We start from the raw sequence: 22,113 nt of genomic DNA on the forward strand, positions 1-22,113 counted from the left end.
TCCCCTCCCCTCACCGCCGCAACCCTGCCGGGTTACAACCCTGTTAGCAAAAACGTTTGCACGATATCGGTTGCGCCAACTGACTGATTTGAAACAACTTTGAAACCGCACTCACGCCAGTGTTCTTGTATGGAAACGATTATTCCTCGGTGCCGGACAATTTCCCCCCGAGCCAGGGTGCGAGTCGCTGCGCCCAGTAGGGCCCGGGTCCGAAGCTCTCCTTGAGGAAGTCGATGAACAGCCGGATCTTGGGATCCAGATGCTCTCGCCTGGCATAGACGGCGTGCACCGCCATCTTCTGGTTCGGTTGCCACTGGGGCAGCAGAGGGATGAGCTGACCAGATTGCAGCTCCTTGTCCAGCAGGTAGTTGGCCACATAGGCGATGCCGAGCCCGGCCAGGGCGGCGTCCCGCACCGCTTCCGCCAGATCCACCCGATAGTTGCCCGCCACCTGCACCGTCTGGCGCTCCTTGCCCTGGCGAAATGACCACTCGTGGTAGCGCCGCTCCCGGCTCTGGTAGGTGATGCAATTGTGATGGGCCAGATCCCTGGGGTGCAGTGGCGTGCCGTGACTCAGCAGATAATCCGGCGAGGCCACCAGCACGAAACCGATGTCTGCGAGTCGCTGCCCTACCAGGGACTCGGGTTTGTCCTCGTAGGTGGTGATCCAGAGATCCAGCCCCTCATCCACCAGATTGGTGCGGTGATCGAACAGGGACACCTCCAGCTCCAGATCCGGATAACGTGCCTGAAACGCCTTGAGGCGCGGGATCACGTGCAACCGCCCGAAGGATTGACCAACCCCCAGATGGAGCACACCGCTCACCTTGCCACGGCGCTCCGCCACCATGGATTCCGCCTCCAGCGCCACCGCCACCAGAGCGCGGCAGTGGCGGGCATACTCCTGACCCAGTTCGGTGAGCCCGAAACGGCGGGTAGTGCGCTGTACCAGCTGGGCGCCGAGCGCGGTTTCCAGCAGGGCGAGCTGCTTGCTGATGTGGGATTTGGAAACCCCGAGGCGGCGCGCAGCCGCCGAGATGCCCTGTTCACGAACCAGGGCATCGAAGATCACCATTTGGGGAAGACGTTGCAGCACGGTGTCACCGGAGTGGATGGCGGGGCCGCATTATTCCAGAGCGGCCCGCCATGGGGTAGGGTCAGTGCCCCAGGGCATCGATGATCTGCTGTTTGAGAGGATCATCCGACGGATTCTGGTTGGCGCCATAGCTCGCAATCAGCTTGCCGTCCCGCCCGACCAGGTACTTGTGGAAGTTCCAGTTGGGCGCATCACCGTCGGCAGCAGCGGTCAGCCCCTTGAACAGCGGCACCGCATCCGAACCCCGCACCGCCACCCGGTTGAACATGGGGAAGGTCACCCCGTAGTCCCGGCGGCACACCTCGGCGGTTTTGTTCTCGTTGCCCGCCTCCTGCCAGAAATCGTTGGAAGGGAAGCCCAGCACCATCAGTCCCTTCTCCTTGTAGCCCTGATAGAGGGCTTCCAGATCCCGGAACTGACCGCTGTAACCGCAGTAGGAGGCGGTGTTGACCACCAGCACCACCTTGCCCTCGGTCAACTGGCAGAGGTTGTGACGCTGGGTGCTGTTGAGCTCCCGCATCTCCACGTTGAAGTAATCGGGGCAGGCGGCAGAGACCGCACCCGAGCCGAGCATCAGCAGCAGGGTGAACCATTTCATCGACGTGACTCCCATTGTTTTGTCCATCATACGCAAGACCCCGGAATCTGTTTCAGGGATCAGTGCAGGGGGATCCCGGTCAGCCAGCCGTGTCCCCAGAAGATAAGCAGAGCCGTGAGGGCCAGCCCCGCACCCAGACTGATCCCCGTCCCCTGCCAGGTGGCGGCGGCACGGGGGTGACGACCCCACTCCCGCATCGAAATCCAGACGATGCTGATGAGAGCCCAGAGACCGAGCCCGCCAAACAGCACCAGGGAACGCGCCTCACTGTTCACCGCCAGATGGGCCCCCGACCAGAGCAGCACCCCGAGCAGCTGGGGGTGCACCAGCCAACGACGGAAATGGTTCGCCCCCTGCCCCGCACACAGCAGGACAAGGGCGATCGGCATGATCCCCATCACCAGGGTGGGGCCCCAGACAGGCAGAAAATAGAGGGGCATGGGACTGGCACTGCGCCAGCCTGCGAGGATGCAACCGATGGTGACGAACACCAGCAGCGAGAAGAGCCCCTTGTAGCGGTTCTCCCCCAGCCGCTCCCGCAGACGGGCGCGGTGCTGTGCCGCGAAACAGGGGTAAAGATGAGTCAGGGTGAACAACACCACCCCCAGGGTCAGCAGGATCATGGCTCGCACCTCGCATATTGCCCCCCGGAATGGGAAGCCCTCCCTCAGGCGGGCCTTGTTTCTCGTGGCTCCCTCACTGTCGGGAGATCACTATGCCGCAAAGCCCCTTCTCAGAATACAAAAACCATATGAAAGACAGCAGGATAATAAAAAAAGCCGACCCAAGGATCGGCAAGTGCGTCAGAGGTGCCACGCCGGGCCGCTCACTCTGCTGCACGGGGCAGGGTCAGGCCGATGCACCGCATCGGCCAGGAGAGAGGGTCATTTGCGCAGCAGGTAGAGAGCCGCCACGTTGCGGGCCGTGAGCTGCAGGTTGGTGGTGGCGGTGGCCAGCGCCTCCGGCAGGGACATGGCCCGATTGACCACGGCGAACACCGCATCCAGCCCATGCTCGTGCACCACGCCGCAGTCATCGGTGAGGCATCCGGCGATGCCGATCACCGGCTTGCCGAACTGCTTGGCACAGCGAGCTACCCCGATGGGCGTCTTGCCATGGATGGTCTGGCTGTCGATGCGGCCCTCGCCGGTGATGACCAGATCCGCATCGGCCACCGCCTCGGCCAAGTTCAGCGCCTCGATGACGATCCGGATGCCGGGTTTGAGCTCGGCGCCGAGCAGCCCCACCAGGGCTGCCCCCATGCCGCCTGCGGCCCCCGTTCCCGGGATCTCCTTCACCTGCTTGCCAAGCGCCTGCTCGATGCAGTCCGCGTAACGGGCCAGATTGGCATCCAGTTCGGCCACCATCTCGGGAGTTGCCCCCTTCTGCGGACCGAACACGGCGGACGCCCCTTTCGGGCCGCACAGCGGATTGTCCACGTCGCAGGCCACCTCGATGGTGAGTCCGGTCAGACGGGGATCCAGCCCGCTCAGGTCGATGATGGCCAGCTCGGCCAGACCGGCACCGCCCGGCGCGATGGGGGTACCATCTGCTTTCAGGAGCTTGCCGCCGAGTGCCTGGATCATGCCGGCACCGCCGTCATTGGTGGCGCTGCCGCCGATGCCGAGGATGAGGTGGTTCACCCCCATCTCCAGCGCGGCCAGGATCAACTCCCCGGTGCCGACACTGGAGGTGAGCCGCGGATTGCGCAGCTCGGGCGCCACCAGATGGAGGCCGGAGGCCGCCGCCATCTCGATGACGGCCCGCTTGCCATCCCCCAGCAGGCCCACGAAGCCCTGCACCCTGTTGCCGAGGGGGGCGGTCACCTCGACCGGCAGGATGCGACCACCGGTGGCATCCACCAGAGACTGCACCGTCCCCTCGCCGCCATCGGCCATGGGCAGCTTGACGTAGGTGGCATCCGGCAGCACCTGCTTGAAACCGGCCTCGATGGCATCGGCCACCGCCATGGCGCTCAGACTCTCCTTGAATGAATCGGGGGCGATCACAATTTTCATATCAGTTCCTTAGGCGAGGCCAAACACGCCAAACATCAGGGTGGAGACAACGGCGATGGTCAGACCGACCGCGGTTTCGTAGGGGATGAGCTTGAGTCGCTCGCCGACGCCCATGTGGACGCTGCCGCCGGTGGCATGGAAGAAGGAGCCGTGGGGCATATGGTCAAACACGGTGGCGCCGGCGTGGATCATGGCGGCCCCTGCCAGGCTGCTGATCCCCAGTTCAATCAGAGTGGCGCTGAACACGTTGGAGGCCACCACGGTCCCGGCCGTGGTCGAGGCGGTCGCCAGCGACATCAGGGCACCGGAGATGGGGGCCAGCAGATAGGAGGGCAGACCGGAGGCGGTCAGGCCGCTGATGAGCACATCTTTCAGGCCGGAGTTGGCGATGATGCCCGCCAGGGTCCCCGTCCCCAGCAGCATGATGGCCACCGGCGCCATGCGGGCCAGGCCTGAGACGGCAAACTGGTTCACCTTGGTGAACTTGCCCATCATCAGGGCCCCCACCAGGCCGCCGAGGGGCAGCGCAATGAGCGGGTCCACCACGATGCCGGCGATGGGACGCAGGGCCAGCAGCAGGATGGCGACCAGGGGCGCACTGATGGCGGCGGCAAAGCCGGGCAACTTGGCACCGTCAAAGCTCACCACCTCGTCGGCGGCCACCTTGCTGCCCTTGTTGTTGAGGCGCTTGGCGAGCCAGTAGGCCATCACCAGACCAAACAGGCCGGGAATAATGCCCGCCGCCATCACCGAGGTGAGAGGCAGGTGGAAGGCATCGGCTGCCGCAATGGCGTTGGGGTTGGGAGACATGACGTTGCCCGCCTTGCCACCGCCTATCATCGCCAACAGGATGGCCGCCTTGGAGAGATCGGCACGGCGGGCGATGGCCAGCGCAATGGGGGCGACCGTGATGACGGCCACGTCCACGAAGACGCCGACCGCGGTCAGGATCAGGGTGGCCAGCGCCAGGGCCAGCAGGGCGCGGGTTTCGCCGAGTTTCTTGACGATGGTCTCGGCGATGGTGGTGGCGGCGCCCGATTCGATGAGCACTCCGGCCAGCACACCCGCCGCCAGGATCCGCATCACCGCCGTGGTGATCCCCTGGGCGCCGCCGATCATCAAGGCAACGGTCTGGGTCAGGTCGGCGCCACCGATCAGGCCACCGGCCAGGGCACCGACAATCATGCCGTAAGCGGGCGGCACCTTCTTCAGGATGAGGAAGATGGCGATGGAAAGCGCGGCGAGCGCGCCGAGCGCGGAGACTGGGATCATGACGGGCACCTTGTTGTTGTAATGAGTGGCGCCATTATGGGGATCCCCGCCTGGAATGCTTTGGCCATAAAACCAAAAAAAGCATTTGCCGGCCTTGTATTTTTGTTGGAAAAGACAAATCAGCTATCGAGACTGAGCCCGAGATAGAGCAAAAACTTGTCATCTAACTTGTTGAAATTCAAGCCGGTTATCTGCTCTATCCGGGTCAGTCGATAACGCAGGGTGTTGGGGTGAATGAACAGGGCTTCGGCACAGGGATGCAGATCACAATCCTGCAAGAAATATTGGCGCAGCGTCTTTTGCAGCGTTCCCTTTGTGTCCTCCTGCGCCAGCTTTTGCAGCGGAGCCCGCAGCTGATCCGCCTGCCAAGAGTCCGCCAGGGTGCCGAGCAGCACTGAAAGCCGGTAATCCTCGAAGAAATAGACCTGCTTGCGGGGCGACTGGCGCATGCCACGGCGCAAGGTGTCTCGCGCCGTCTGGTAGGAGAGCGCCAGCCCGGGGATGCCGGCGAAGTAATCACCCACCCCGATGCGAACCTTGAAATGGGGAATACGAGAGAGCAGCTGCCGGATCCGGCTGCGCTCCTGCGCCGACTGCCAGACGCCGTCGCTGAGCTGGGCGGGTTTGAGCACCACTATCTCGTCCAGGCCGTTGATGGCCACCAGGTTGTCCCGCTCCGGGTTTTCCAGCAGGTGAACCAGCTCCCTCACCTGGGCGGGCTCGGCCTCCTCCAGCGCCAGCACGGCCACCACCCGGGGCTGGGCGAGATCCAGCTCGAGGAAACGGGCCACCTGTTGCAGTTGATCGGCCCGCCCTTCGCCGCGAATGAGCTGCAACACCAGCTCCTCCTTGTGGCGCTTGTCCCACTGCAACTGCTCGGTGAGTGCCGCCTGTTCCAGGATGAGCTCGGCGGTCATGCGCACCAGCTCGGCGTAAGCACGCACGATGTCCGGATCCCCCGAGATGCCGATGACGCCGAGCAGCTCCCCCTGATAGGCGATGGGCAGGTTGATGCCGGGCCTCACCCCCTTGAGCTCCCGGGCGGTGGCCTCGCTTATCTCCACCACCCGGTTCTCGGTCAGGGCCAGCACAGCCCCCTCGTGGCGCTGGTGCAGCCGCTCCGGATTGCCGGACGCAATGATGAGTCCCCGCTCATCCATGACGTTGACCGAGAACGAGAGGATCTTCATCGCCCGGCTGACTATCTGATGCGCGAGCGCGTCGTTGAGCTGCATTACCTCTCCATACCATTCGTTGACAGGGTCCCCGGCGTGCGCCATCACCGGGATCACCCGTTAAAGATCCCACATCATCAAGACAAGCGCGGGGGGGATCGCTAGAATAGGCCACTTTACGCTATCAGTGCCCCACCATGGATCAAGGATCCGGCATCATGCCGCTTTGCGCCGTGGTGGTTTCACCCTCCGATATGGACTCCGCTATGGATTATGAATTTCGCCGCGACCCGTTCGGTGGCTATCGCGCCCGGTTCTCCATGGGCCATGAAGCCATCGGCCAGTGGTTGATCGACGAGGTGGGCAAGGACGAGGAGAAGCTCGACGAGCTGTTCGCCATCATCGACCAGCTCTCCAGCCGGGCCCGCACCGAATACCGGCTGCTGGGGGGCGACTACTCCCTGCTGCTGACCCACGAGGAAGCCGAGGTGAAGGCCAATGTACTCAATATCGAGCAGGACGAGGATCTCGACGATCTCGCCTACTACGATGATGAACAGCTGGCCATGTGCGGGCTGGAAGATTTTGCCCAGGTACTCGGCTCCTGGCGCGCCTTTATCCGCAACGAGGATATGGGCTGATTACCCCCATTCGGGCGAGCATGCCCCTTGCAACCCAACAGGATTGACTATGTCCATTTACGATTTTGATGACGAACTGCCGGAAGACGAGCTGGATCAACCGAAGAAACCCGCCCAGCCCAAGAAGAAGGGCAAGCAGGTGCTGAACACCCAGGTCAACCTGAGCCCGCGCGATGCCAGCCGCCTGAACGGCATGCACGTCGAGGCCATCACCACCCTGGATGACGTCAGTCTGCCGAAGAACGTCATCTTCAAGGCCGGTCTCATCGCCCTGGGCGAGCTGGAAGCCAGCAAACGCGCCGACATCATCGCCCGGGTCATCGCCGAGTCAGGTCGCTGATACGGGAAGGCCATCGCCTCTCTCGGTGACATCTTGCCGCCGCCCAAGCCGGAGCCCAGCTCCGGCTTTTCATTGCGCGTCTTCTGCCGGCCAGTCCCTTTTCCTTGAACCAGACCATGGGGATCGTTAAGGTGCGCCCTTCATTCATACAAGGAGACTCGATGTTACCACTCCCCGATATCCTCATCTGGCTCGTCCTGGGGCTCGCCGTACTCTGCTGCCTCGCCCACCGAACCAGGCCCGGCATGCTTCTGTTGGGACTAGCCCTGCTCACCGCCCTCTGGCTTGAGCGACTCGCGCCCCTCGCCGCTCTTGTCAGCCTCGCCGGTCTGCTGCTGGCCTGGCGTACCCCCACCCTGCCCCCACCCTGGCGTGGCGTCGCACTGACGCTGATCCTGCTGTGGTCCCTCGCCCTGACGCTGCATCTGGTGCCCGGCTTTGACAATCTCAGGGTGCTCGACAAGGTACAGGCGGGCCCGGCCAGCGTACCCTTCACCCTCTACCTCAATCTGGACAAGCCGCTCATTTTCTTCGCCCTGCTGCTGGCCATCCCCGGCCTGCTCGGCCCGGGTGGAACGATGCGCTGGCGGCCGCTGGCCCTGCTCATCCTGCCGCTCGCGGCCCTGCTCATCACCGCCTGGCAACTTGGCGCCCTCAAACCCGAAGCGGGACTGCCCCACTGGTGGTGGCGGTTCGCGTTCAACAACCTGCTGTTCACCTGTGTGACGGAAGAAGCGCTGTTCCGGGGATGCATCCAGCAAGGGGTGGCAAGCCGAAGCACGCCCTGGGCAGGTCTCCTGGTCGCCAGCCTGCTGTTCGGCGCAGCCCATCTTGCCGGTGGCCCGTTGCTGGTGTTGTTCGCCGCGCTGGCGGGGGCCTGCTATGGCCTGGCGTTCCAGCTGAGCGGGCGCCTCAGTGTCGCCATCCTGCTCCACTTCCTGTTCAACTTCGCCCACTTGGCCCTGTTTACCTATCCCCTGGCCAGCCACTGACGTCGAGCACAGGTTCACCGGGCAAAAAAATGCCCCGCCCCCGTGGGGGCAGGGCATCTGCATTCACCCTGCAATCTAGTCGACGTAGAAGGTCTGCTGGAAGGTCAGCGTCTGCTGCTGCCCCTCCCCCATGATCTTCAGGGTGAACTGGTAGGTGTCCTCATTGCGATAGGGCAGCACTGCCAAGTAATAGATGGCATTCCCCTCTTTCACCTCCTGAAAATTCAGGGGGCGAAGGGTGCCGGTCAGATTGCGGGCTTCGCCGCGGATCCCCACCGCCTGTGCCACCCCCTGCTTGTTCTGCACCGCGATATTGACGATGCCGTTATAGCGGCTGCGCTCCAGGCCATAGGTCCTGGCTACCTCGGGGGTGAGGAAGCTGGAGTTGAACGCGCTGTAGTGCACTTTCCAGGGGCCCAGCTCCTGCATCTGCTCAGCCCGCAGCGGCAGCGTCATCAGGAGTGCCAGCAGGCAACTCATCCAGGCTGTTTTCATGATGTCATCCCTCTCGTATCAACCCTGATTATCGAGCAGAGCGGCAATCTCGGCGGGGATCTGTTTTGGCGCGTCGATGGCAACCGTCTTGTGCCGACCCAGCTCCCCCCGCAGGATGCGAACCTGCCCCTTGGCCACCTTGCACTGCTTGGCCAGGTACTTGATCAGGTGACTGTTGGCCTGACCATCCACCGGCGGTGCCGTGATGGCCACTTTCAACTCGTCACCGTGCAATCCGATGATCTGATCCCGGCTCGCCTTGGGCTGGATCATCAGATGCAACACCAGCTCGTCCCCTTCCAGCAGGACAGCGGGCATCAGATCATCCACCACAACTGGCCGAACAGATCCCCCATCAGGTAGTTGATGGCCTGCAGCGCGATGAAGGCGACCAGCACGGAGAGATCCAGCCCGCCCAGTGCAGGCAGGATGCGGCGAATGGGGGCCAGGAAGGGTTCAGTGAGCTGGTGCATCACGTATTCAATGGGGTTGCGACCCTGGCTGACCCAGCTCAGGATGGCGCGGATCAGCAGGATCCAGAAGATCATGGAACCCGCTTTCTTCAACACGGTGAGCGTCGCAAACAGGCAGAGAGTGAGCCAGTCCGCCTGCAGCACATTCATGCTCTTGAGCAGGACCAATTTGCCAACGGCGATCAGCAGCGCCAGCAGCACAGAGGCCATGTCCAGCCCGCCAAAACCCGGGATGACGCGGCGCAGGGGCACCACCAGCGGGTTGGTCAGCTTGACCACCATCTGGCTCATGGGGTTGTAGAAGTCGGCCCGCGCCCACTGCAGCCAGACCCGCAGCAGCACCACCATGAGGTAGAGATCAAAGACAGTGTTAATCAAAAAGTAAGCCGTGTTCATCCGGGCTCCTTGCTAAAAGGGATTCAGAAAAGGGTTTCCATTTCGCCGGCCCGGGTAACGGCCGCCTGCATGGCTCTTGCGGTCAGCGGCATCAGCCCCTGCTCCTGGAATGTCTTGACGGCCTCGGCCGTGGTCCCGCCCTTGCTGGTCACCTGCTCGCGCAGGGTCTGCAGCGACAGCTCGGGATTCTGCTCCACCATGGCGGCCGCCCCCAGGGCGGTTTGCTGCACCAGCAGGCGGGCCTGCTCCGGCGTAAAGCCCATGGCCTCGGCCTCCTCGGCAATCGCTTGCATGAACAGGAAGAAGTAGGCCGGGGCACTGCCCGCCGCCGCGATAACGCCGTTGATGCCGGCCTCCTCATCCACCCAGAGGGTCTTGCCCACGGATTGCATCATCTGTTCGGCCACCGCCCGATCGGCCTGCCCGATGGCGGGCGGTGCATAGAGCCCGGTCATCCCCAGCCCCAGCAAGGAGGGGGTGTTGGGCATGGTGCGAATGATGCGCTCGTGACCGCCTGCCATCTCCTGCAAGCGCGCGACGCGAATGCCGGCGGCGATGGAGATGAGCAACTTGCCATCCAGCGAGCCAAGCTCGGCCACCAGCGTCGTCAGCATGCCCGCCATCAGCTGGGGCTTGACCGCCAGCACGATCACCTCGGCCTCGCGGGCCGCCTCGGTGTTGTCCTGGGTGATACGGATGCCGAACTGGCTGGCCAGTTCGTCCAGCTTGGGGCGGCTGGGATTGGCGGCGATGATACGCTCTGCCGGGTAACCCGCCTGGATGAGGCCGGCAATGATACTGCGGCTCATGTTGCCTGCCCCGATGAAGGCGAGGGTTCTCTGCTGCATCAAACACTCCTGTTACTGACATCGCAGCGGATGCCTACCCAGCCTGTGTGGGCTGACAGCATCACACGCGCCTGTTTACCTGAAAAAAAGCACGACCGGGGTGTTTTTCGCCCCGGCTCTTGCTCATGAATAGTCACGGGCCCCGAAGATGGCGGTCCCGACCCGCACCATGGTGCTGCCGTGGGCAATGGCCGGCTCGAGATCCTCGGTCATCCCCATCGAAAGGGTGTCGACGCTCGGGTATTGTTGCGCAAGTTCGGTGAACAGAGCCTGCATGCGCGCCATCTGGGCCGCCAGCACCCCCTCGTCGCAGGTATGCTCGGGGATGGCCATCAGGCCGCGCAACCGCAGCCGCTCGCTTTGGGCCACCAGGGAGGCCAGGCGGAAAATCTCTTGCTCCGACGTACCGGATTTGCTGCTCTCTCCGCTAATATTGATTTGCAGACAGATATTTAGCGGCGCGAGCCCACTCGGTCTCTGGTTGTTGAGGCGTTCGATGAGCTTGTCGCGATCGACACTTTGAACCCAGTCGAACCGCTCCGCCACCAGCTTGGACTTGTTCGATTGCAGCGGGCCGATAAAGTGCCACTCTATGTCTGTACAGGCGTTCTGCTCGCGCAAGGCATCAATCTTGAGCGCGGCCTCCTGGGCGTAGGATTCGCCAAAGCGCCGCTGACCGGCGGCATAGGCAGCCTGAATGTCCCCCAGCGGCTTGGTTTTGCTGACAGCAAGCAACTGGATGTGATCTGGGCTGCGGCCAACACGCCGGGCAGCCTCTACAATACGTTCCTTTACCTGAAGCAGGTGCTGGGCAATCTGGCTCATATTTCGTTCGTAATCTTGTGATGGGAGAATAACAAATCTATGGATATCACAGAGTTATTGGCATTCAGTGTAAAGCATAAGGCCTCGGATCTACACCTCTCGGCCGGGGTCCCCCCGATGATCAGGGTTGATGGGGAGGTTCGCAAGATCAATTTGCCCGCCCTGGATCACCGGGAAGTCCATGCTCTCATTTACGACATCATGAATGACCACCAGCGCAAGGAGCTGGAGGAAAACTTCGAGGTGGACTTCTCCTTCGAAGTACCCGGCATGGCACGCTTTCGGGTCAACGCCTTCCAGCAGGCGCGCGGCTCGGGCGCCGTGTTTCGTACCATCCCGAGCACCGTTCTGACCCTGGACGATCTGGGGGCGCCGGAGATATTTCGCAAGATAGCGGAGTACCCTCGCGGCCTGGTGCTGGTGACTGGACCCACCGGCTCGGGCAAATCCACCACCCTGGCCGCCATGGTCGATTACATCAATGACAACTTCCACCACCACATCCTCACCATCGAGGATCCCATCGAATTCGTGCACGAGAACAAGCGCTGCCTGGTGAACCAGCGGGAAGTACACCGCGACACCAAGAGCTTCAGCAACGCCCTGCGCTCGGCCCTGCGGGAAGACCCGGATATCATCCTGGTAGGTGAAATGCGGGACCTCGAAACCATCCGCCTCGCCATGACCGCCGCCGAAACCGGTCACCTGGTGTTTGGCACCCTGCACACCTCCTCGGCTGCCAAGACCATCGACCGCATCATCGACGTCTTCCCCGGCTCGGAGAAGGACATGGTGCGATCCATGCTCTCCGAATCCCTGCGAGCGGTCATCTCCCAGACCCTGCTCAAGCGTATCGGTGGCGGCCGGGTGGCGGCCCACGAGATCATGCTGGGGATCCCGGCGGTGCGAAACCTCATCCGGGAAGACAAGGTGGCCCAGCTCTATTCCGTCATCCAGACCGGGATGACCCACGGCATGCAGACCATGGACCAGAGCCTCAAGCAGCTGGTCAACCGGGGGGTCGTCGCCTCCCTCGATGCCAAGGCCAAGGCGGTCGATCCCAATACCATTTAAGCTCGCACACCCAAGGAGTCGCCATGAACATGGATGTTCTGCTCGCCGCACTGGTTGAACAAAAGGGCTCGGATCTCTTCATCACGGTCGATGCTCCCCCGACCCTCAAGGTCAACGGGCGTCTGGTGTCGCTCGGGCCGGCTCCCCTCGACAAGACGACGGCGCTGGCGTTGATCAGAGAAAGCCTGGACGAGACCCACTTCGAGCGCTTCCTGCACACCCGCGAGGCCAACTACGCCATCCAGCGAGGCTCGCTGGGGCGCTTTCGGGTCAGCGCCTTCTGGCAACAGGATATGCCGGGCATGGTACTGCGCCGCATCGAGACCCGCATCCCCACCTTTGACGAGCTGGTGCTGCCTCCCATCCTGCAGGAGGTCGCCATGGCCAAACGCGGGCTGGTGCTCTTCGTCGGCGCCACTGGCGCCGGCAAGTCCACCACCCAGGCGGCCATGATAGGCTTTCGCAACCAGCACGGTGACGGCCACATCCTGACGGTGGAGGATCCGGTGGAGTTCGTCCATCAGCACGATCGCTGTCTGGTGACCCAGCGGGAGGTGGGGATCGACACCGCATCCTTCGATGTCGCCCTCAAAAACTCCCTGCGCCAGGCCCCGGATGTCATCCTCATCGGTGAAATCCGCTCCCAGGAGACCATGGAGTTCGCCATCCAGTTCGCCGAGACGGGGCACCTCTGCCTCGCCACCTTGCACGCCAACAATGCCAACCAGGCGCTGGATCGCATCCTGCATCTGGTCCCCCAGGAGAAGCACCGCCAGTTCCTGTTCGATCTCTCCTTCAACCTGCGCGCCATCGTCGCCCAGCAGCTGCTCCCCTCCGCTCACGGGCAGCGCCGGGTCGCCGCCTTCGAGATCCTGCTCAACACCCCGCTCGTCACCGACATCATTCGCAAGGGAGAGATGCACAGACTCAAGGAGGTGATGACCAAATCCGGCGAGCTTGGCATGCAGACCTTCGATCAGGCGCTGTTCACCCTGTTCTGCGCCGGCCAAATTGGCTACAGTGAGGCCCTTGCCCATGCCGACTCCGCCAACGACCTGCGACTGCTCATCAAGCTGTCGGGTCGCGAGCAGCTGGGCGCAGGCACTCTCGACAACGTGACCCTGGATGAATGAGGGGCGTGCGTCATCGCTAGTAAAGGACAGTTATGCTGATTGTGGTTTCCCCGGCCAAGACGCTGGATTACGAGTCACCCCTGGTGACCCCCCGTTTCACCCAACCCGAACTGCTGGACCACTCCGCAGCACTGATCACCCGGGCTCGTCAACTGAGCCCGGACCAGATCGCCAGCCTGATGAAGATCAGCGACAAGCTCGCCGGCCTCAACGCCGCCCGCTTTGCCGAGTGGCAGCCTGACTTCACGCCGGCCAACGCCCGCCAGGCGCTGCTGGCCTTCAAGGGGGACGTCTACACCGGTCTGGCCGTAGAAGATTTCAGCGAGGACGACCTCGACTTCGCCCAGACCCACCTGCGCATGCTCTCCGGCCTTTATGGCGTGCTGCGGCCGCTTGACCTCATGATGCCCTACCGCCTGGAGATGGGGATCCGCCTCGACAACCCGCGCGGCAAGGACCTCTACCAGTTCTGGGGCGACATCATCACTGAGCACCTGAACAAGGCGCTGGCGGCCCAGGGGGACGACGCACTGATCAACCTCGCCTCCGACGAGTATTTCAAGTCGGTGCGCCCGAAAGCCCTGCAGGGGCGCATCATCACCCCGATCTTCAAGGACGAGAAGAACGGCCAGTTCAAGATCATCAGCTTCTACGCCAAGAAGGCCCGCGGCATGATGGCACGCCACATCATCAAGCATCGGCTCACCCGGGTGGAACAGCTGACCGGTTTCAATGCCGACGGCTACTACTTTGTACCGGAAGAGTCCGACGCCAATACCCTGATGTTCAAGCGCGCTGAAAATTAATTACACATTCAAGGGAACCAAGTCGGAGATCCTCGGGTCTGACTCTGTGAATCCTCTGTTGTAAGCACTTTTTGTTGGCCGACGTCCTTGCGTCGGCTTTTTTCTGCGCCTCTCTCAGGCCACTCCCCCAGGCAGCAGACAGCAAAACGGCCATCCTGGGATGGCCGTTTCAACTGTGCTCGGGGGCATTACTTCTTTTTCTTCTTTGCCGACTTCTTGGCATCCTTCGGCTTTTTCTTCTTCACCGGCACCCGCGCTTCCTTGTGTCTGGGGCGCAGCTCATCGATCACCCGACGCTTGAGGCGCTCCTCTGTGTAGCGTTCGATCTTGGCGACCATGGCCATGTCGTGAGCTTCCACCAGGCTGATGGCGCAGCCACGGTTGCCGGCACGACCGGTACGACCGATGCGGTGCACATAGACATCCGCGCCGTAGGGCATGTCGTAGTTGATGACATGGCTGACGTTCGGCAGGTCGATGCCGCGGGCGGCCACGTCGGTGGCGATGAGGAAGGGCACCTCCCCTTCATGGAACTTGCGGATAGACTCGATGCGCTTGGCCTGCTCCATCTCGCCACGGATCCAGGCGCAGGGCACGCCTGCCGCTTGCAACTGGCCGGAAAGCTCCGCCAGTCGCTCACGGGTCTTGACGAAGATGATGGCCTTCTGGGTCTCCGGGTTTTTCAGGATGTGCACCAGCAGAGCCAACTTGTGGGCGGCATCATCGGCCAGGTGGATCCACTGGGTGATGGGGCGGCGCTCGCTGCGGGGCGGCTCGGCGTGCAGCTCAACCGGGTCTTTGAGGATCTCGCTCGCAAACTTCTCGAGGCCGGCCCCTTCCAGGGTGGCGGAGAAGAGCATGGTGTGCTTGCGGTAGCGCGCCTCTTCCACGATGCGGTTCACGTCCTTGATGAAGCCCATGTCCAGCATCCGGTCCGCTTCATCCAGCACCAGCACCTCGATGTCGTGGCTCTCGAACTCCTCTTTCTCGATGTACTCGAGCAGACGGCCCGGGGTGGCCACCACGATGTCGGTGGTCTTGGTCAGGGCAGGCAGCTGCTCTTCATGGCTGACGCCACCGATGATGGTCTCGATGCTGAGATGGGTGTGCACCGCCAGGGCCTTGGCGTGAGCACTCACCTGCAGCGCGAGCTCGCGGGTCGGAGTCAGGATCAGCATGCGGCACGGACCCGGCTTGCGACGCGGGAAGTCCAGCAGGTGCTGCATCGCGGGCAGCAGGAAGGCGGCGGTCTTGCCGGTTCCGGTCGGCGCAGAAGCCAGAATATCGCGGCCGTCCAGGGCTGGCTCCAGCACCATCTGCTGGATGGTGGTGGGGCGGGTGAATCCCATCTCGGCCAAGGCCCGACTGAGGGCTGGATTCAGGTCGAAATCATCAAAGGACTGGCTCATGGCAATACTCGGTCATTAAGGAAGCGGCAGATTATAGGCGATTATGCCGCCGGCTCCTATGGTGACTGTGGCTTAGCCGCTATAATCGCCGGCCATTTTCCGCGGGCAGGCACAGGAGGAGGGCCGAATGGGGCGCAACAACGGTTTCACGTTCAAGCAATTTCACATCGATCACGACCGCTGCGCCATGAAGGTCGGTACGAACGGCATTCTGCTGGGAGCCTGGGCGCCGGTCGACAGCGCCCGCCGGGTGCTGGACATCGGCACCGGCAGCGGCCTCATCGCCCTGATGCTGGCCCAGCGCAGCACGAACGACTGCCACATAGACGGGGTGGAGCTGGATAAGGATGCAGCCATGCAGGCCAAGGAGAATGTGGCGGCCTCCCCCTGGCGTGAGCGGGTCACCATCATAGAGAGCGCCATTCAGGATCACCTCGCACCCCCTTACGATCTCATCGTCTCCAACCCGCCCTATTTCCCGGCAGGCCAGACACTTCGCGATCCGGCCAGGGCTCTGGCCCGTCATACCGGGGGGCTCGACCCCAGGGGATTGCTGGCCGCCAGTGATCGCCTGCTGAGCCGTGCCGGGCAACTGGCCCTGGTGCTGCCCACGGCGATGGCGGATGAAATTTTATGCATTTCGTCGAGTTATGATCTGTATGAGCGTTGTTATCTGGCTGTTACTACCAGAGAGGGGAAAGAGGCAAATCGTGTTTTATTGCTGCTTGGCAGAGGATTAAACAAGTGTGAGAGGGGTGAAATTGTGATCCATTCTGCCACAGGAGGCTATTCCGACAGATATATCCAACTAACCAGCCCCTTCTATTTGAAGATGTAAATTTTGCCTTGAACTATTTTTTCACATCATTATGCTGACTGCTAAATGAGCGCCCGCTCAAGACCAGTTCAAACCACTGGTCGCGATGAAAAAACCAGCGGGGCTCTTTTTTTTACCCCCGGAAAGTGCCGGTCACTGACAAATAAAAAACTATAACAAGCAATAGTTTACAAGACAGACGAGGTTGAACTTGACGAAATCACTCACATTGTCCGATGTACTCGGATTGGGCTTCATGACCTTTGCGTTCTATCTGGGCGCAGGCAACATCATCTTCCCGCCCCTGGCCGGCTTCATGGCGGGTGAGCACCTCTCCCTGGCCATGCTGGGCTTCCTGGTCACCGCCGTGGGCCTGCCCCTCATCACCATCATCGCCGTCGCCAAGGCTGGCAACGGCTGGGCCGGCATGACCAAGCTGCTGCCGGTCGGCGTAGCCACCGCACTGGCCGTCGCCATCTACATCATCATCGGCCCGGCCTTCGCCGCCCCCCGTACCGGCCTGGTGGCCTACGAGATGGGCCTCAAGCCCTTCCTTGGCGACATGGGACCATCCGGTCTGGCTGCCTACACAGTACTGTTCTTCGGCGTGGCCATCCTGGTCTCCCTGAACCAGGGCAAGCTGATGGATGCCATCGGCAAGTACCTGACCCCGCTGCTGATGCTGCTGCTGCTGACCCTGGCCATCGGTGTCTTCGTCGCACCGCAAGGAAGCATGCCTGCCGCATCCGGTGACTACCAGAGCACCCCCTTCGTGAAGGGCATTCTGGAAGGCTACAACACCATGGACACCCTGGCGTCCCTGATGTTCGGCGCCCTGATCGTCGACCTGCTGCGCCAGAAAGGCATCCATGACTACCAGAGCCAGTTCAAGTACCTGGCCATCGCGGGCATCATCTCCGCCATCGGTCTCTCCGTGGTCTATGTCTCCCTGTTCCAGCTGGGCAACACCGCTGCCGGCGTCGCCACAGACGTGAGCAACGGCGGTGCCATCGTCAACGCCTACGTGCTGAGCCTGTTCGGCCAACCGGGTCAGTTCATCCTGGCTGCCATCATCACCCTGGCCTGCTTCACCACGGCCGTCGGCCTCATCTCCGCCTGCTCCGACTTCTTCCACAACCTGACCGGCATGAGCTACAAGAAGCTGGTCGTGCTGCTGGGTGTCATCTGCGGCGTCGTGGCCAACGTGGGCCTGAGCCAGCTCATCAGCCTCTCCATTCCGGTGCTGGTCGCCATCTACCCGGTTGCCGTGGCGCTGGTGCTGGTCACCTTCCTGAAAGGTTACTTCGGTCGCCCCCGCCTGGTGTTCCGCTCCGTGCTGCTGGTCGCCTTCCTGTTCGGCTGCCTGGACGGCCTGGGCGCCGCCGGCATGAAGATGGATGCGTTCGCCTTCCTGCCGCTGTTTGACAAGGGCCTGGCCTGGTTGCTGCCGACCCTGCTGGCCTGTGGCCTCGGTGTCATGGTGCGTGGCAATGGCAAGCTGGCAGCAGAAGCAGCCTGATAACAGATCTTGACCAAATAAAGAGGCCAGCATTCGCTGGCCTCTTTTTTGTTGGTGCAATCTGATCCATCCGTTGTGGAGAGCGCTCCTCAGAGTACGGTTGCTGGCTTGGGTTTGCCTGCAAGACCGTACCAGTGATGCTCAAACCGGCCCGCATGCCAACTCAGGGTGCCCCAGGGCTGGTCAGCCTGCCAGCGCGGGAAGTTGATCTCCACGCGGTTGTCTTCGTACTTGTAGAGAGAGGTGCTGATCTTGATATCCGACAGGATAAGCAGCACCACCCCACCGATGACACTCCATTTCAGCATCTTCCACATGGCGATTACTCGAAGCAGATCTCGATGGTGGCACGGCCATACTCCGATTCGAACGGCATCATGATCTTGGCGCCGTCGGCCCGGTGAGTAATGGTGTGATTGGGACCGGAGACGATGACCGGGGTCGCCATGTCGAACTCATAGCCCTTCTCCCCCAGCATGCGTTTGGCGCCGCCCGTCACCATGTTGGTGATCTCGCCCACCATATCGGTCACTTCCTCGTTGATGGTGGCCGGCGCCTCCCCCAGCATGCGACGCATGATCTCCAATGCCAGCCCCTTCTCGAAGCTGATGGAGAGGGAACCCCGGGTCTGCGGACCCACCATGCCAATCAGGCCGGAGACATCTCCCCGAGCCAGCTCGTCCGTCTTGCGCTTGGGCGCGCCCGGTTTGAGTTCCAGCTGTGCCATGGTGGAGAGCACGTTGAGCAGGGAGAGCAGGAACGGGTTTACAAAATCAGCCTTCATCTTGACTTCCTACGGTAGCGGAACAGCGGGCACATTGACCATGGGCTTCTATGGTCTTGTTGGTAATAGTAAAACCATGCTGATGAGCCTGCTCGGAAAAGGCGCCGTCGATGGCGGGATCGTGCAGCTCCACTACCTCACCGCAACGATCGCAGATCAGCAGTTGCATCGGGTGGGCATGGTCGAAGTGGCAGCAGAAGATGAAGGCGTTGAGCGACTCCACCTTGTGGGCAAAGCCCTGTTCGAGCAGGAAGTCGAGCGCCCGATAGACGGTAGGCGGTTTGGCATGAGCCTCGGTCTGCTGCAACTGGGCCAGCAAATCATAGGCACTGATGGCATTGCCGTGGGCGGCAAGCAGCCGGAGCACCTGGCGCCGTGTCGGGGTGAAACGGATCCCGCGCTGCTCGCAGAGGCGTTCCGCTCGTTGTAGAAGTTGGTCTTGATTCATGTTCACGCAGATACCCTGTCAATTAGCCGGATACTATCACAGGGCCCCCAGTGCGCGGCGACAAAATTCATTTTCTGGGGCTGTCTCACGTTGTGATAGAATCCCGCCCCTTGTTTGGCCAACCCGGATGATTTTTATGCAGGCGCAGCGCTTTTCCATCGCCCCCATGCTGGATTGGTGAGATTTTTTCTCTAGCCCTTATCTGGCGTGGCCTTCATTTTCCATGGGGCAGATATGGGGCAGGTTGTTGCCAAAATGGTTCTGCTCAGGGGTTCTCTCAAGTCTTTCAGCACTTCTTGCCTATTCTGCGAATGTGTCCCAACAACTTTGTTCGTTAAATACAAAATTCAACATCATCAATATGTTATGTTGATGTTGGTGACCGTTTGATTATACTCACTCCAGATCTTAAGAGCGAATGGGAGGTGGCATGAGTAGCAGCATCGTCATACTGTTCTGCCTATGTGCGTTCCTTGTTCTGTTTGCAGTGCTGGCTGGGTGCCTCTACCACCTGAACCGGAACACTGACCGAGGCCAAAAATGATAAAAGCCCGCGATTATCGCGGGCTTGCCTTTCCAGAAGCTTATCTTTGAGTCTCCATCCTTGTGATCGCCGTTAGCCTGCGCACCTCCTTTTCTCTCTGCTGGTCTATATAGCTGGCCAGATCCGTCAGGTGCACCAGATAATCACTTTTTTGGCTGGTTCTGAACGTTGGGATGGGTAACATCCCGGTGTTAGCCCTCTGTCTGGCGGTTTGATACGACAGACCAAAATACTCACTACAGATCTCTTTCAGAGGCACGACAGGTTTTTCGTATTGTGCCAGGAGCATAAAAACGGTTTGCATACTGTCACCTCAACACAGTGCCCGAAAAACTGGGAAAAATGGGAAATCCATTCAATCAACCTCCAGCTCAGCCAAACCTTTTCTGATACGTTCTGGCCAGATTGCAAAATACCGAGCAGATTTTTTTTCTTGCACAATCTTTAGTGTAAGTCGCTCTAACTCATTGAATTGCAACCAATCACGCTTGACTAATCGCTGCATCTGCGAGCGATATTGTGGACGTAAATTCAGCGCTTGTTTCAATACATCCGTTTTGACTAACCATTGCAGCTCTCCCTGATACGTTCGGCTGTAACCAACGCTAGAGCTCAGCCGACCTTCCAGTGGCCTTATATGTGGCCCCCAGCCCTGTATGGCGACTTTCAGCATACAGAACAGCCGGTAATCCTCGGTATCCAGACCATGGCCGCGGTTTTTTAGCCAGAGGCTGAAACAATGGTCAACTGCATTCACTGAATGATGCTCGAGCCAGGGCAACAGGTTGAAATTGTTGGCCATAATCAGCGCGACCTGAACCAGGGCAAACCGCCGGATTACCCGCATAACCTGTGGGCTGACACCGTAGCCAAGAATGATCTCCGCATCCTCTCTCATGAGCTCGCTACGGTAATAGAGTAGGTCTGACACTTTTCGTGCTAACTCCGTCTCCTCATAGCTGACCAACCGATTTGCCCATGCTGGAAATAGGGTGCCGTAGTACCGTTGGCAGCGTCGCTGCAACTCATCTGCCAGCAGGTCTGGCCGTTTGAAACCATGGAGTGCATCAAACAGACCGAACTGGCCGGCTACAGGGATCTCAACCACCCGGCTCAGCTGTCCGGCCAGTGGCTCTTTACCTAGCTGCACCATATGCTCGGCCAGTGTCACCTCCCCAGTTGACAGAGCTACGGTTCGCCAGGGCTCGCCTATGGCCAATTGACCTGCCTCATTCGCTCGCAATTTGGGTCGGCCATTGCTGATTGAATAAACGGCGGTATCTACATCCTCGGCTTTGGCCTGCGATATTTCATCAAGGAGTAGCGGAATGTCGTGGTGTAGCGCTGCGGCCGCAGTCAAGCCATTGGCTGTACTCAACCAGGTACGCATGAGTGACTCATCGCCCAAGACCGATGTTGCCACCTTTAGTGCTGTCGTTTTACCCGATCCTGAATCGCCATTTAAATGAAAGATCACGTTTTCAACACCTGAGCTGCAAAGGAGCGGTGCACTCAAAGCTACTCCACAGCAAAAAATCAGCATTGGATTTGCAATGCACAGTTTGCCGATCTCCTCCTGCCACTGTTCCAGCGTGCCAGACGAACTCAGTTCCAAGTCTTGGCTTTTGCGCAGAAGATACAATTTGGCATTATGTCTGGGGGCGCTCCAGCCAAGACTGACGAAGCCTTCAGAGTGCCAGCCTGTTCGTTCCACACAGATTGCTGGTTCAGCACGCTGTAGCTCATTGAGCAGATAACGTTGAAGACGTTGCCAGGCTTGGGGGCTTGGCTCTAGTTGATAGCCGGAATCGATAAGCATATCCCGTACTTGTCTATAGTTATCCCCTTGTAAAACCTTAATTAAAATAAGGCCTTGAATTAAAACTCCGTCTAGGTTTTTCCACTCAAGCAAAACGCCGTAGCTGTGCTTCTGATCGGCCGCGCGGGTACGGGCTAGCACCTTGATGTGCCCTCCGATCTTTACCCAGCGTTCGGATTCCCTGCATTCCAGTGCATCCGGCAGTAATCGAAATTCCATAACCACCTCCCTCAAATGTTATTTAGATACTGCTGAATGTCAGACAGCTTGAATCTAATTGAACGTCCGGTGGGGCCTAATCTGATGGGAACTGGTAAGATTCCTGATTTTACAAAGCGCCGTACTGTCGACTGTGAAAGGGAAATCAGTTCAGCGACCTCAGCCATCGTTAGCAATGTTCTATTTTTTGTTTCAGCCATACATCCTCCTGGTTTTTCATGTGTTGGCAGGAGCATTCTGAATGTTGTATGCAGAAAACATCGTCGCTGAAAGTGCCCTTTTGGGGCAAAACACAAAAAATTAATTTACATTAAAAACAATCACTTATGGTGGCATCTTGCTTGGCGCAGACTGTTTCACTATTTCTTGGCT

Annotated in this window: 26 protein-coding genes; 8 read left to right on the forward strand and 18 right to left on the reverse strand. The window is 60.4% G+C overall.

Features of this window, described 5'->3' with window-relative positions; all coding sequences use genetic code 11:
* Window positions 1-139: 139 nt before the first annotated feature.
* From PG887_RS12355 to PG887_RS12380, 6 genes are all read right to left on the reverse strand, one after another.
* On the reverse strand, window positions 140-1,075 hold the full coding sequence (locus tag PG887_RS12355; RefSeq protein WP_010673064.1) for a LysR family transcriptional regulator: 936 nt from the start codon (window positions 1,073-1,075) through the stop codon (window positions 140-142).
* Between the two features lie 82 nt (window positions 1,076-1,157).
* Window positions 1,158-1,694: a glutathione peroxidase gene (locus PG887_RS12360; protein WP_103857976.1), complete on the reverse strand. Its 537-nt coding sequence runs from the start codon at window positions 1,692-1,694 to the stop codon at window positions 1,158-1,160.
* A 59-nt stretch (window positions 1,695-1,753) separates the two neighbouring features.
* Entirely contained in the window at window positions 1,754-2,317 is a 564-nt protein-coding gene (locus tag PG887_RS12365) for an NnrU family protein (protein ID WP_270821827.1), read from the reverse strand.
* A gap of 261 nt (window positions 2,318-2,578) precedes the next feature.
* Complete coding sequence (locus PG887_RS12370; protein WP_270821828.1) at window positions 2,579-3,712, reverse strand: glycerate kinase; 1,134 nt, start codon at window positions 3,710-3,712, stop codon at window positions 2,579-2,581.
* A gap of 9 nt (window positions 3,713-3,721) precedes the next feature.
* Window positions 3,722-4,984 carry a GntP family permease gene (locus PG887_RS12375; protein WP_104455231.1) on the reverse strand — a complete coding sequence of 421 codons (1,263 nt, stop codon included), beginning with the start codon at window positions 4,982-4,984 and terminating at the stop codon, window positions 3,722-3,724.
* A gap of 119 nt (window positions 4,985-5,103) precedes the next feature.
* Window positions 5,104-6,219, reverse strand: coding sequence for a sugar diacid recognition domain-containing protein (locus PG887_RS12380; protein ID WP_039039965.1), 1,116 nt, complete (start codon window positions 6,217-6,219; stop codon window positions 5,104-5,106).
* Window positions 6,220-6,425: 206 nt separating this feature from the next.
* Between PG887_RS12380 and PG887_RS12385 the strand changes: the two genes are divergently transcribed.
* The 3 genes from PG887_RS12385 to PG887_RS12395 all read left to right on the forward strand — a co-directional run bounded on the left by PG887_RS12385 (window position 6,426) and on the right by PG887_RS12395 (window position 8,132).
* A complete protein-coding gene (locus PG887_RS12385; protein ID WP_039039964.1) occupies window positions 6,426-6,800 on the forward strand; it encodes a YacL family protein in 375 nt (124 codons plus the stop codon).
* Window positions 6,801-6,849: 49 nt separating this feature from the next.
* Window positions 6,850-7,140 (forward strand): hypothetical protein, encoded by a 291-nt coding sequence (locus PG887_RS12390; protein WP_039039963.1) that lies wholly within the window; start codon window positions 6,850-6,852, stop codon window positions 7,138-7,140.
* 161 nt (window positions 7,141-7,301) lie between these two features.
* The gene (locus PG887_RS12395; protein ID WP_270821829.1) at window positions 7,302-8,132 is read left to right on the forward strand and encodes a CPBP family intramembrane glutamic endopeptidase; all 831 of its coding nucleotides are present in this window, start codon (window positions 7,302-7,304) and stop codon (window positions 8,130-8,132) included.
* Between the two features lie 75 nt (window positions 8,133-8,207).
* On the opposite strand, the gene PG887_RS12400 is transcribed toward PG887_RS12395, so the two are convergent.
* The 5 genes from PG887_RS12400 to PG887_RS12420 all read right to left on the reverse strand — a co-directional run bounded on the left by PG887_RS12400 (window position 8,208) and on the right by PG887_RS12420 (window position 11,169).
* A complete protein-coding gene (locus PG887_RS12400; protein WP_202043103.1) occupies window positions 8,208-8,627 on the reverse strand; it encodes a DUF4426 domain-containing protein in 420 nt (139 codons plus the stop codon).
* Window positions 8,628-8,645: 18 nt separating this feature from the next.
* Window positions 8,646-8,945, reverse strand: coding sequence for a DUF167 family protein YggU (gene yggU, locus PG887_RS12405; protein ID WP_010673054.1), 300 nt, complete (start codon window positions 8,943-8,945; stop codon window positions 8,646-8,648).
* Complete coding sequence (locus PG887_RS12410; RefSeq protein ID WP_042014922.1) at window positions 8,945-9,496, reverse strand: YggT family protein; 552 nt, start codon at window positions 9,494-9,496, stop codon at window positions 8,945-8,947. The genes yggU and PG887_RS12410 overlap by 1 nt, the downstream gene beginning before the upstream one ends.
* A gap of 23 nt (window positions 9,497-9,519) precedes the next feature.
* A complete protein-coding gene (gene proC, locus PG887_RS12415; protein WP_202043101.1) occupies window positions 9,520-10,344 on the reverse strand; it encodes a pyrroline-5-carboxylate reductase in 825 nt (274 codons plus the stop codon).
* 123 nt (window positions 10,345-10,467) lie between these two features.
* Window positions 10,468-11,169, reverse strand: a complete 702-nt coding sequence (locus PG887_RS12420) for a YggS family pyridoxal phosphate-dependent enzyme (RefSeq protein WP_042014924.1) — start codon at window positions 11,167-11,169, stop codon at window positions 10,468-10,470.
* A 39-nt stretch (window positions 11,170-11,208) separates the two neighbouring features.
* On the opposite strand from PG887_RS12420, the gene tapT reads away from it, so the two are divergent.
* Genes tapT through yaaA form a run of 3 tightly spaced genes read left to right on the forward strand, consistent with a single transcriptional unit; the run spans window position 11,209 to window position 14,182 of the window.
* Window positions 11,209-12,243 carry a type IVa pilus ATPase TapT gene (gene tapT, locus PG887_RS12425; RefSeq protein WP_010673050.1) on the forward strand — a complete coding sequence of 345 codons (1,035 nt, stop codon included), beginning with the start codon at window positions 11,209-11,211 and terminating at the stop codon, window positions 12,241-12,243.
* Between the two features lie 23 nt (window positions 12,244-12,266).
* Window positions 12,267-13,376: a PilT/PilU family type 4a pilus ATPase gene (locus PG887_RS12430; protein WP_042882153.1), complete on the forward strand. Its 1,110-nt coding sequence runs from the start codon at window positions 12,267-12,269 to the stop codon at window positions 13,374-13,376.
* Window positions 13,377-13,408: 32 nt separating this feature from the next.
* A complete protein-coding gene (gene yaaA / locus PG887_RS12435; protein WP_262512584.1) occupies window positions 13,409-14,182 on the forward strand; it encodes a peroxide stress protein YaaA in 774 nt (257 codons plus the stop codon).
* 188 nt (window positions 14,183-14,370) lie between these two features.
* Here the strand turns inward: yaaA and srmB are convergent, their stop codons facing one another.
* Complete coding sequence (srmB, locus tag PG887_RS12440; RefSeq protein WP_041210934.1) at window positions 14,371-15,591, reverse strand: ATP-dependent RNA helicase SrmB; 1,221 nt, start codon at window positions 15,589-15,591, stop codon at window positions 14,371-14,373.
* A 127-nt stretch (window positions 15,592-15,718) separates the two neighbouring features.
* Here srmB and PG887_RS12445 point away from each other — a divergent pair, with 127 nt between their 5' ends.
* Complete coding sequence (locus PG887_RS12445) at window positions 15,719-16,429, forward strand: tRNA1(Val) (adenine(37)-N6)-methyltransferase (RefSeq protein WP_270821833.1); 711 nt, start codon at window positions 15,719-15,721, stop codon at window positions 16,427-16,429.
* Window positions 16,430-16,619: 190 nt separating this feature from the next.
* Entirely contained in the window at window positions 16,620-17,927 is a 1,308-nt protein-coding gene (gene brnQ, locus PG887_RS12450; protein WP_041211055.1) for a branched-chain amino acid transport system II carrier protein, read from the forward strand.
* An 89-nt stretch (window positions 17,928-18,016) separates the two neighbouring features.
* Here brnQ and PG887_RS12455 read toward each other — a convergent pair whose 3' ends face one another.
* From PG887_RS12455 to PG887_RS22725, 6 genes are all read right to left on the reverse strand, one after another.
* Window positions 18,017-18,244, reverse strand: a complete 228-nt coding sequence (locus PG887_RS12455) for a hypothetical protein (protein ID WP_270821834.1) — start codon at window positions 18,242-18,244, stop codon at window positions 18,017-18,019.
* Between the two features lie 5 nt (window positions 18,245-18,249).
* Window positions 18,250-18,711 (reverse strand): chemotaxis protein CheX, encoded by a 462-nt coding sequence (locus PG887_RS12460; protein ID WP_010673043.1) that lies wholly within the window; start codon window positions 18,709-18,711, stop codon window positions 18,250-18,252.
* The gene (zur, locus tag PG887_RS12465) at window positions 18,701-19,159 is read right to left on the reverse strand and encodes a zinc uptake transcriptional repressor Zur (protein WP_010673042.1); all 459 of its coding nucleotides are present in this window, start codon (window positions 19,157-19,159) and stop codon (window positions 18,701-18,703) included. The genes PG887_RS12460 and zur overlap by 11 nt, the downstream gene beginning before the upstream one ends.
* 584 nt (window positions 19,160-19,743) lie before the next feature.
* The gene (locus PG887_RS12470) at window positions 19,744-20,007 is read right to left on the reverse strand and encodes a pyocin activator PrtN family protein (RefSeq protein ID WP_270821836.1); all 264 of its coding nucleotides are present in this window, start codon (window positions 20,005-20,007) and stop codon (window positions 19,744-19,746) included.
* A 51-nt stretch (window positions 20,008-20,058) separates the two neighbouring features.
* Window positions 20,059-21,741 (reverse strand): DUF927 domain-containing protein, encoded by a 1,683-nt coding sequence (locus PG887_RS12475; protein WP_270821837.1) that lies wholly within the window; start codon window positions 21,739-21,741, stop codon window positions 20,059-20,061.
* 11 nt (window positions 21,742-21,752) lie between these two features.
* Window positions 21,753-21,977, reverse strand: coding sequence for a helix-turn-helix transcriptional regulator (locus PG887_RS22725; RefSeq protein WP_442866337.1), 225 nt, complete (start codon window positions 21,975-21,977; stop codon window positions 21,753-21,755).
* Window positions 21,978-22,113: the final 136 nt, after the last annotated feature.

This window comes from Aeromonas sp. QDB14 (assembly GCF_027707845.1).
Classification (GTDB): Bacteria; Pseudomonadota; Gammaproteobacteria; order Enterobacterales; family Aeromonadaceae; genus Aeromonas; species Aeromonas caviae.

Coding starts and splice junctions, on each gene's coding strand:
- PG887_RS12470 (WP_270821836.1), bottom strand. CDS start 20,007: ATGCAAACCGTTTTTATGCTCCTGGCACAATACGAAAAACCTGTCGTG.
- PG887_RS12375 (WP_104455231.1), bottom strand. CDS start 4,984: ATGATCCCAGTCTCCGCGCTCGGCGCGCTCGCCGCGCTTTCCATCGCC.
- PG887_RS12365 (WP_270821827.1), bottom strand. CDS start 2,317: ATGATCCTGCTGACCCTGGGGGTGGTGTTGTTCACCCTGACTCATCTT.
- PG887_RS12420 (WP_042014924.1), bottom strand. CDS start 11,169: ATGAGCCAGATTGCCCAGCACCTGCTTCAGGTAAAGGAACGTATTGTA.
- PG887_RS12370 (WP_270821828.1), bottom strand. CDS start 3,712: ATGAAAATTGTGATCGCCCCCGATTCATTCAAGGAGAGTCTGAGCGCC.
- PG887_RS12445 (WP_270821833.1), top strand. CDS start 15,719: ATGGGGCGCAACAACGGTTTCACGTTCAAGCAATTTCACATCGATCAC.
- PG887_RS12385 (WP_039039964.1), top strand. CDS start 6,426: ATGGATTATGAATTTCGCCGCGACCCGTTCGGTGGCTATCGCGCCCGG.
- PG887_RS12460 (WP_010673043.1), bottom strand. CDS start 18,711: ATGAAGGCTGATTTTGTAAACCCGTTCCTGCTCTCCCTGCTCAACGTG.
- PG887_RS12410 (WP_042014922.1), bottom strand. CDS start 9,496: ATGAACACGGCTTACTTTTTGATTAACACTGTCTTTGATCTCTACCTC.
- PG887_RS12395 (WP_270821829.1), top strand. CDS start 7,302: ATGTTACCACTCCCCGATATCCTCATCTGGCTCGTCCTGGGGCTCGCC.
- PG887_RS12390 (WP_039039963.1), top strand. CDS start 6,850: ATGTCCATTTACGATTTTGATGACGAACTGCCGGAAGACGAGCTGGAT.
- zur (WP_010673042.1), bottom strand. CDS start 19,159: ATGAATCAAGACCAACTTCTACAACGAGCGGAACGCCTCTGCGAGCAG.
- PG887_RS12355 (WP_010673064.1), bottom strand. CDS start 1,075: ATGGTGATCTTCGATGCCCTGGTTCGTGAACAGGGCATCTCGGCGGCT.
- yggU (WP_010673054.1), bottom strand. CDS start 8,945: ATGCCCGCTGTCCTGCTGGAAGGGGACGAGCTGGTGTTGCATCTGATG.
- tapT (WP_010673050.1), top strand. CDS start 11,209: ATGGATATCACAGAGTTATTGGCATTCAGTGTAAAGCATAAGGCCTCG.
- PG887_RS12475 (WP_270821837.1), bottom strand. CDS start 21,741: ATGGAATTTCGATTACTGCCGGATGCACTGGAATGCAGGGAATCCGAA.
- PG887_RS12400 (WP_202043103.1), bottom strand. CDS start 8,627: ATGAAAACAGCCTGGATGAGTTGCCTGCTGGCACTCCTGATGACGCTG.
- PG887_RS12380 (WP_039039965.1), bottom strand. CDS start 6,219: ATGCAGCTCAACGACGCGCTCGCGCATCAGATAGTCAGCCGGGCGATG.
- PG887_RS12430 (WP_042882153.1), top strand. CDS start 12,267: ATGAACATGGATGTTCTGCTCGCCGCACTGGTTGAACAAAAGGGCTCG.
- srmB (WP_041210934.1), bottom strand. CDS start 15,591: ATGAGCCAGTCCTTTGATGATTTCGACCTGAATCCAGCCCTCAGTCGG.
- PG887_RS12360 (WP_103857976.1), bottom strand. CDS start 1,694: ATGAAATGGTTCACCCTGCTGCTGATGCTCGGCTCGGGTGCGGTCTCT.
- yaaA (WP_262512584.1), top strand. CDS start 13,409: ATGCTGATTGTGGTTTCCCCGGCCAAGACGCTGGATTACGAGTCACCC.
- PG887_RS22725 (WP_442866337.1), bottom strand. CDS start 21,977: ATGCTCCTGCCAACACATGAAAAACCAGGAGGATGTATGGCTGAAACA.
- proC (WP_202043101.1), bottom strand. CDS start 10,344: ATGCAGCAGAGAACCCTCGCCTTCATCGGGGCAGGCAACATGAGCCGC.
- PG887_RS12455 (WP_270821834.1), bottom strand. CDS start 18,244: ATGTGGAAGATGCTGAAATGGAGTGTCATCGGTGGGGTGGTGCTGCTT.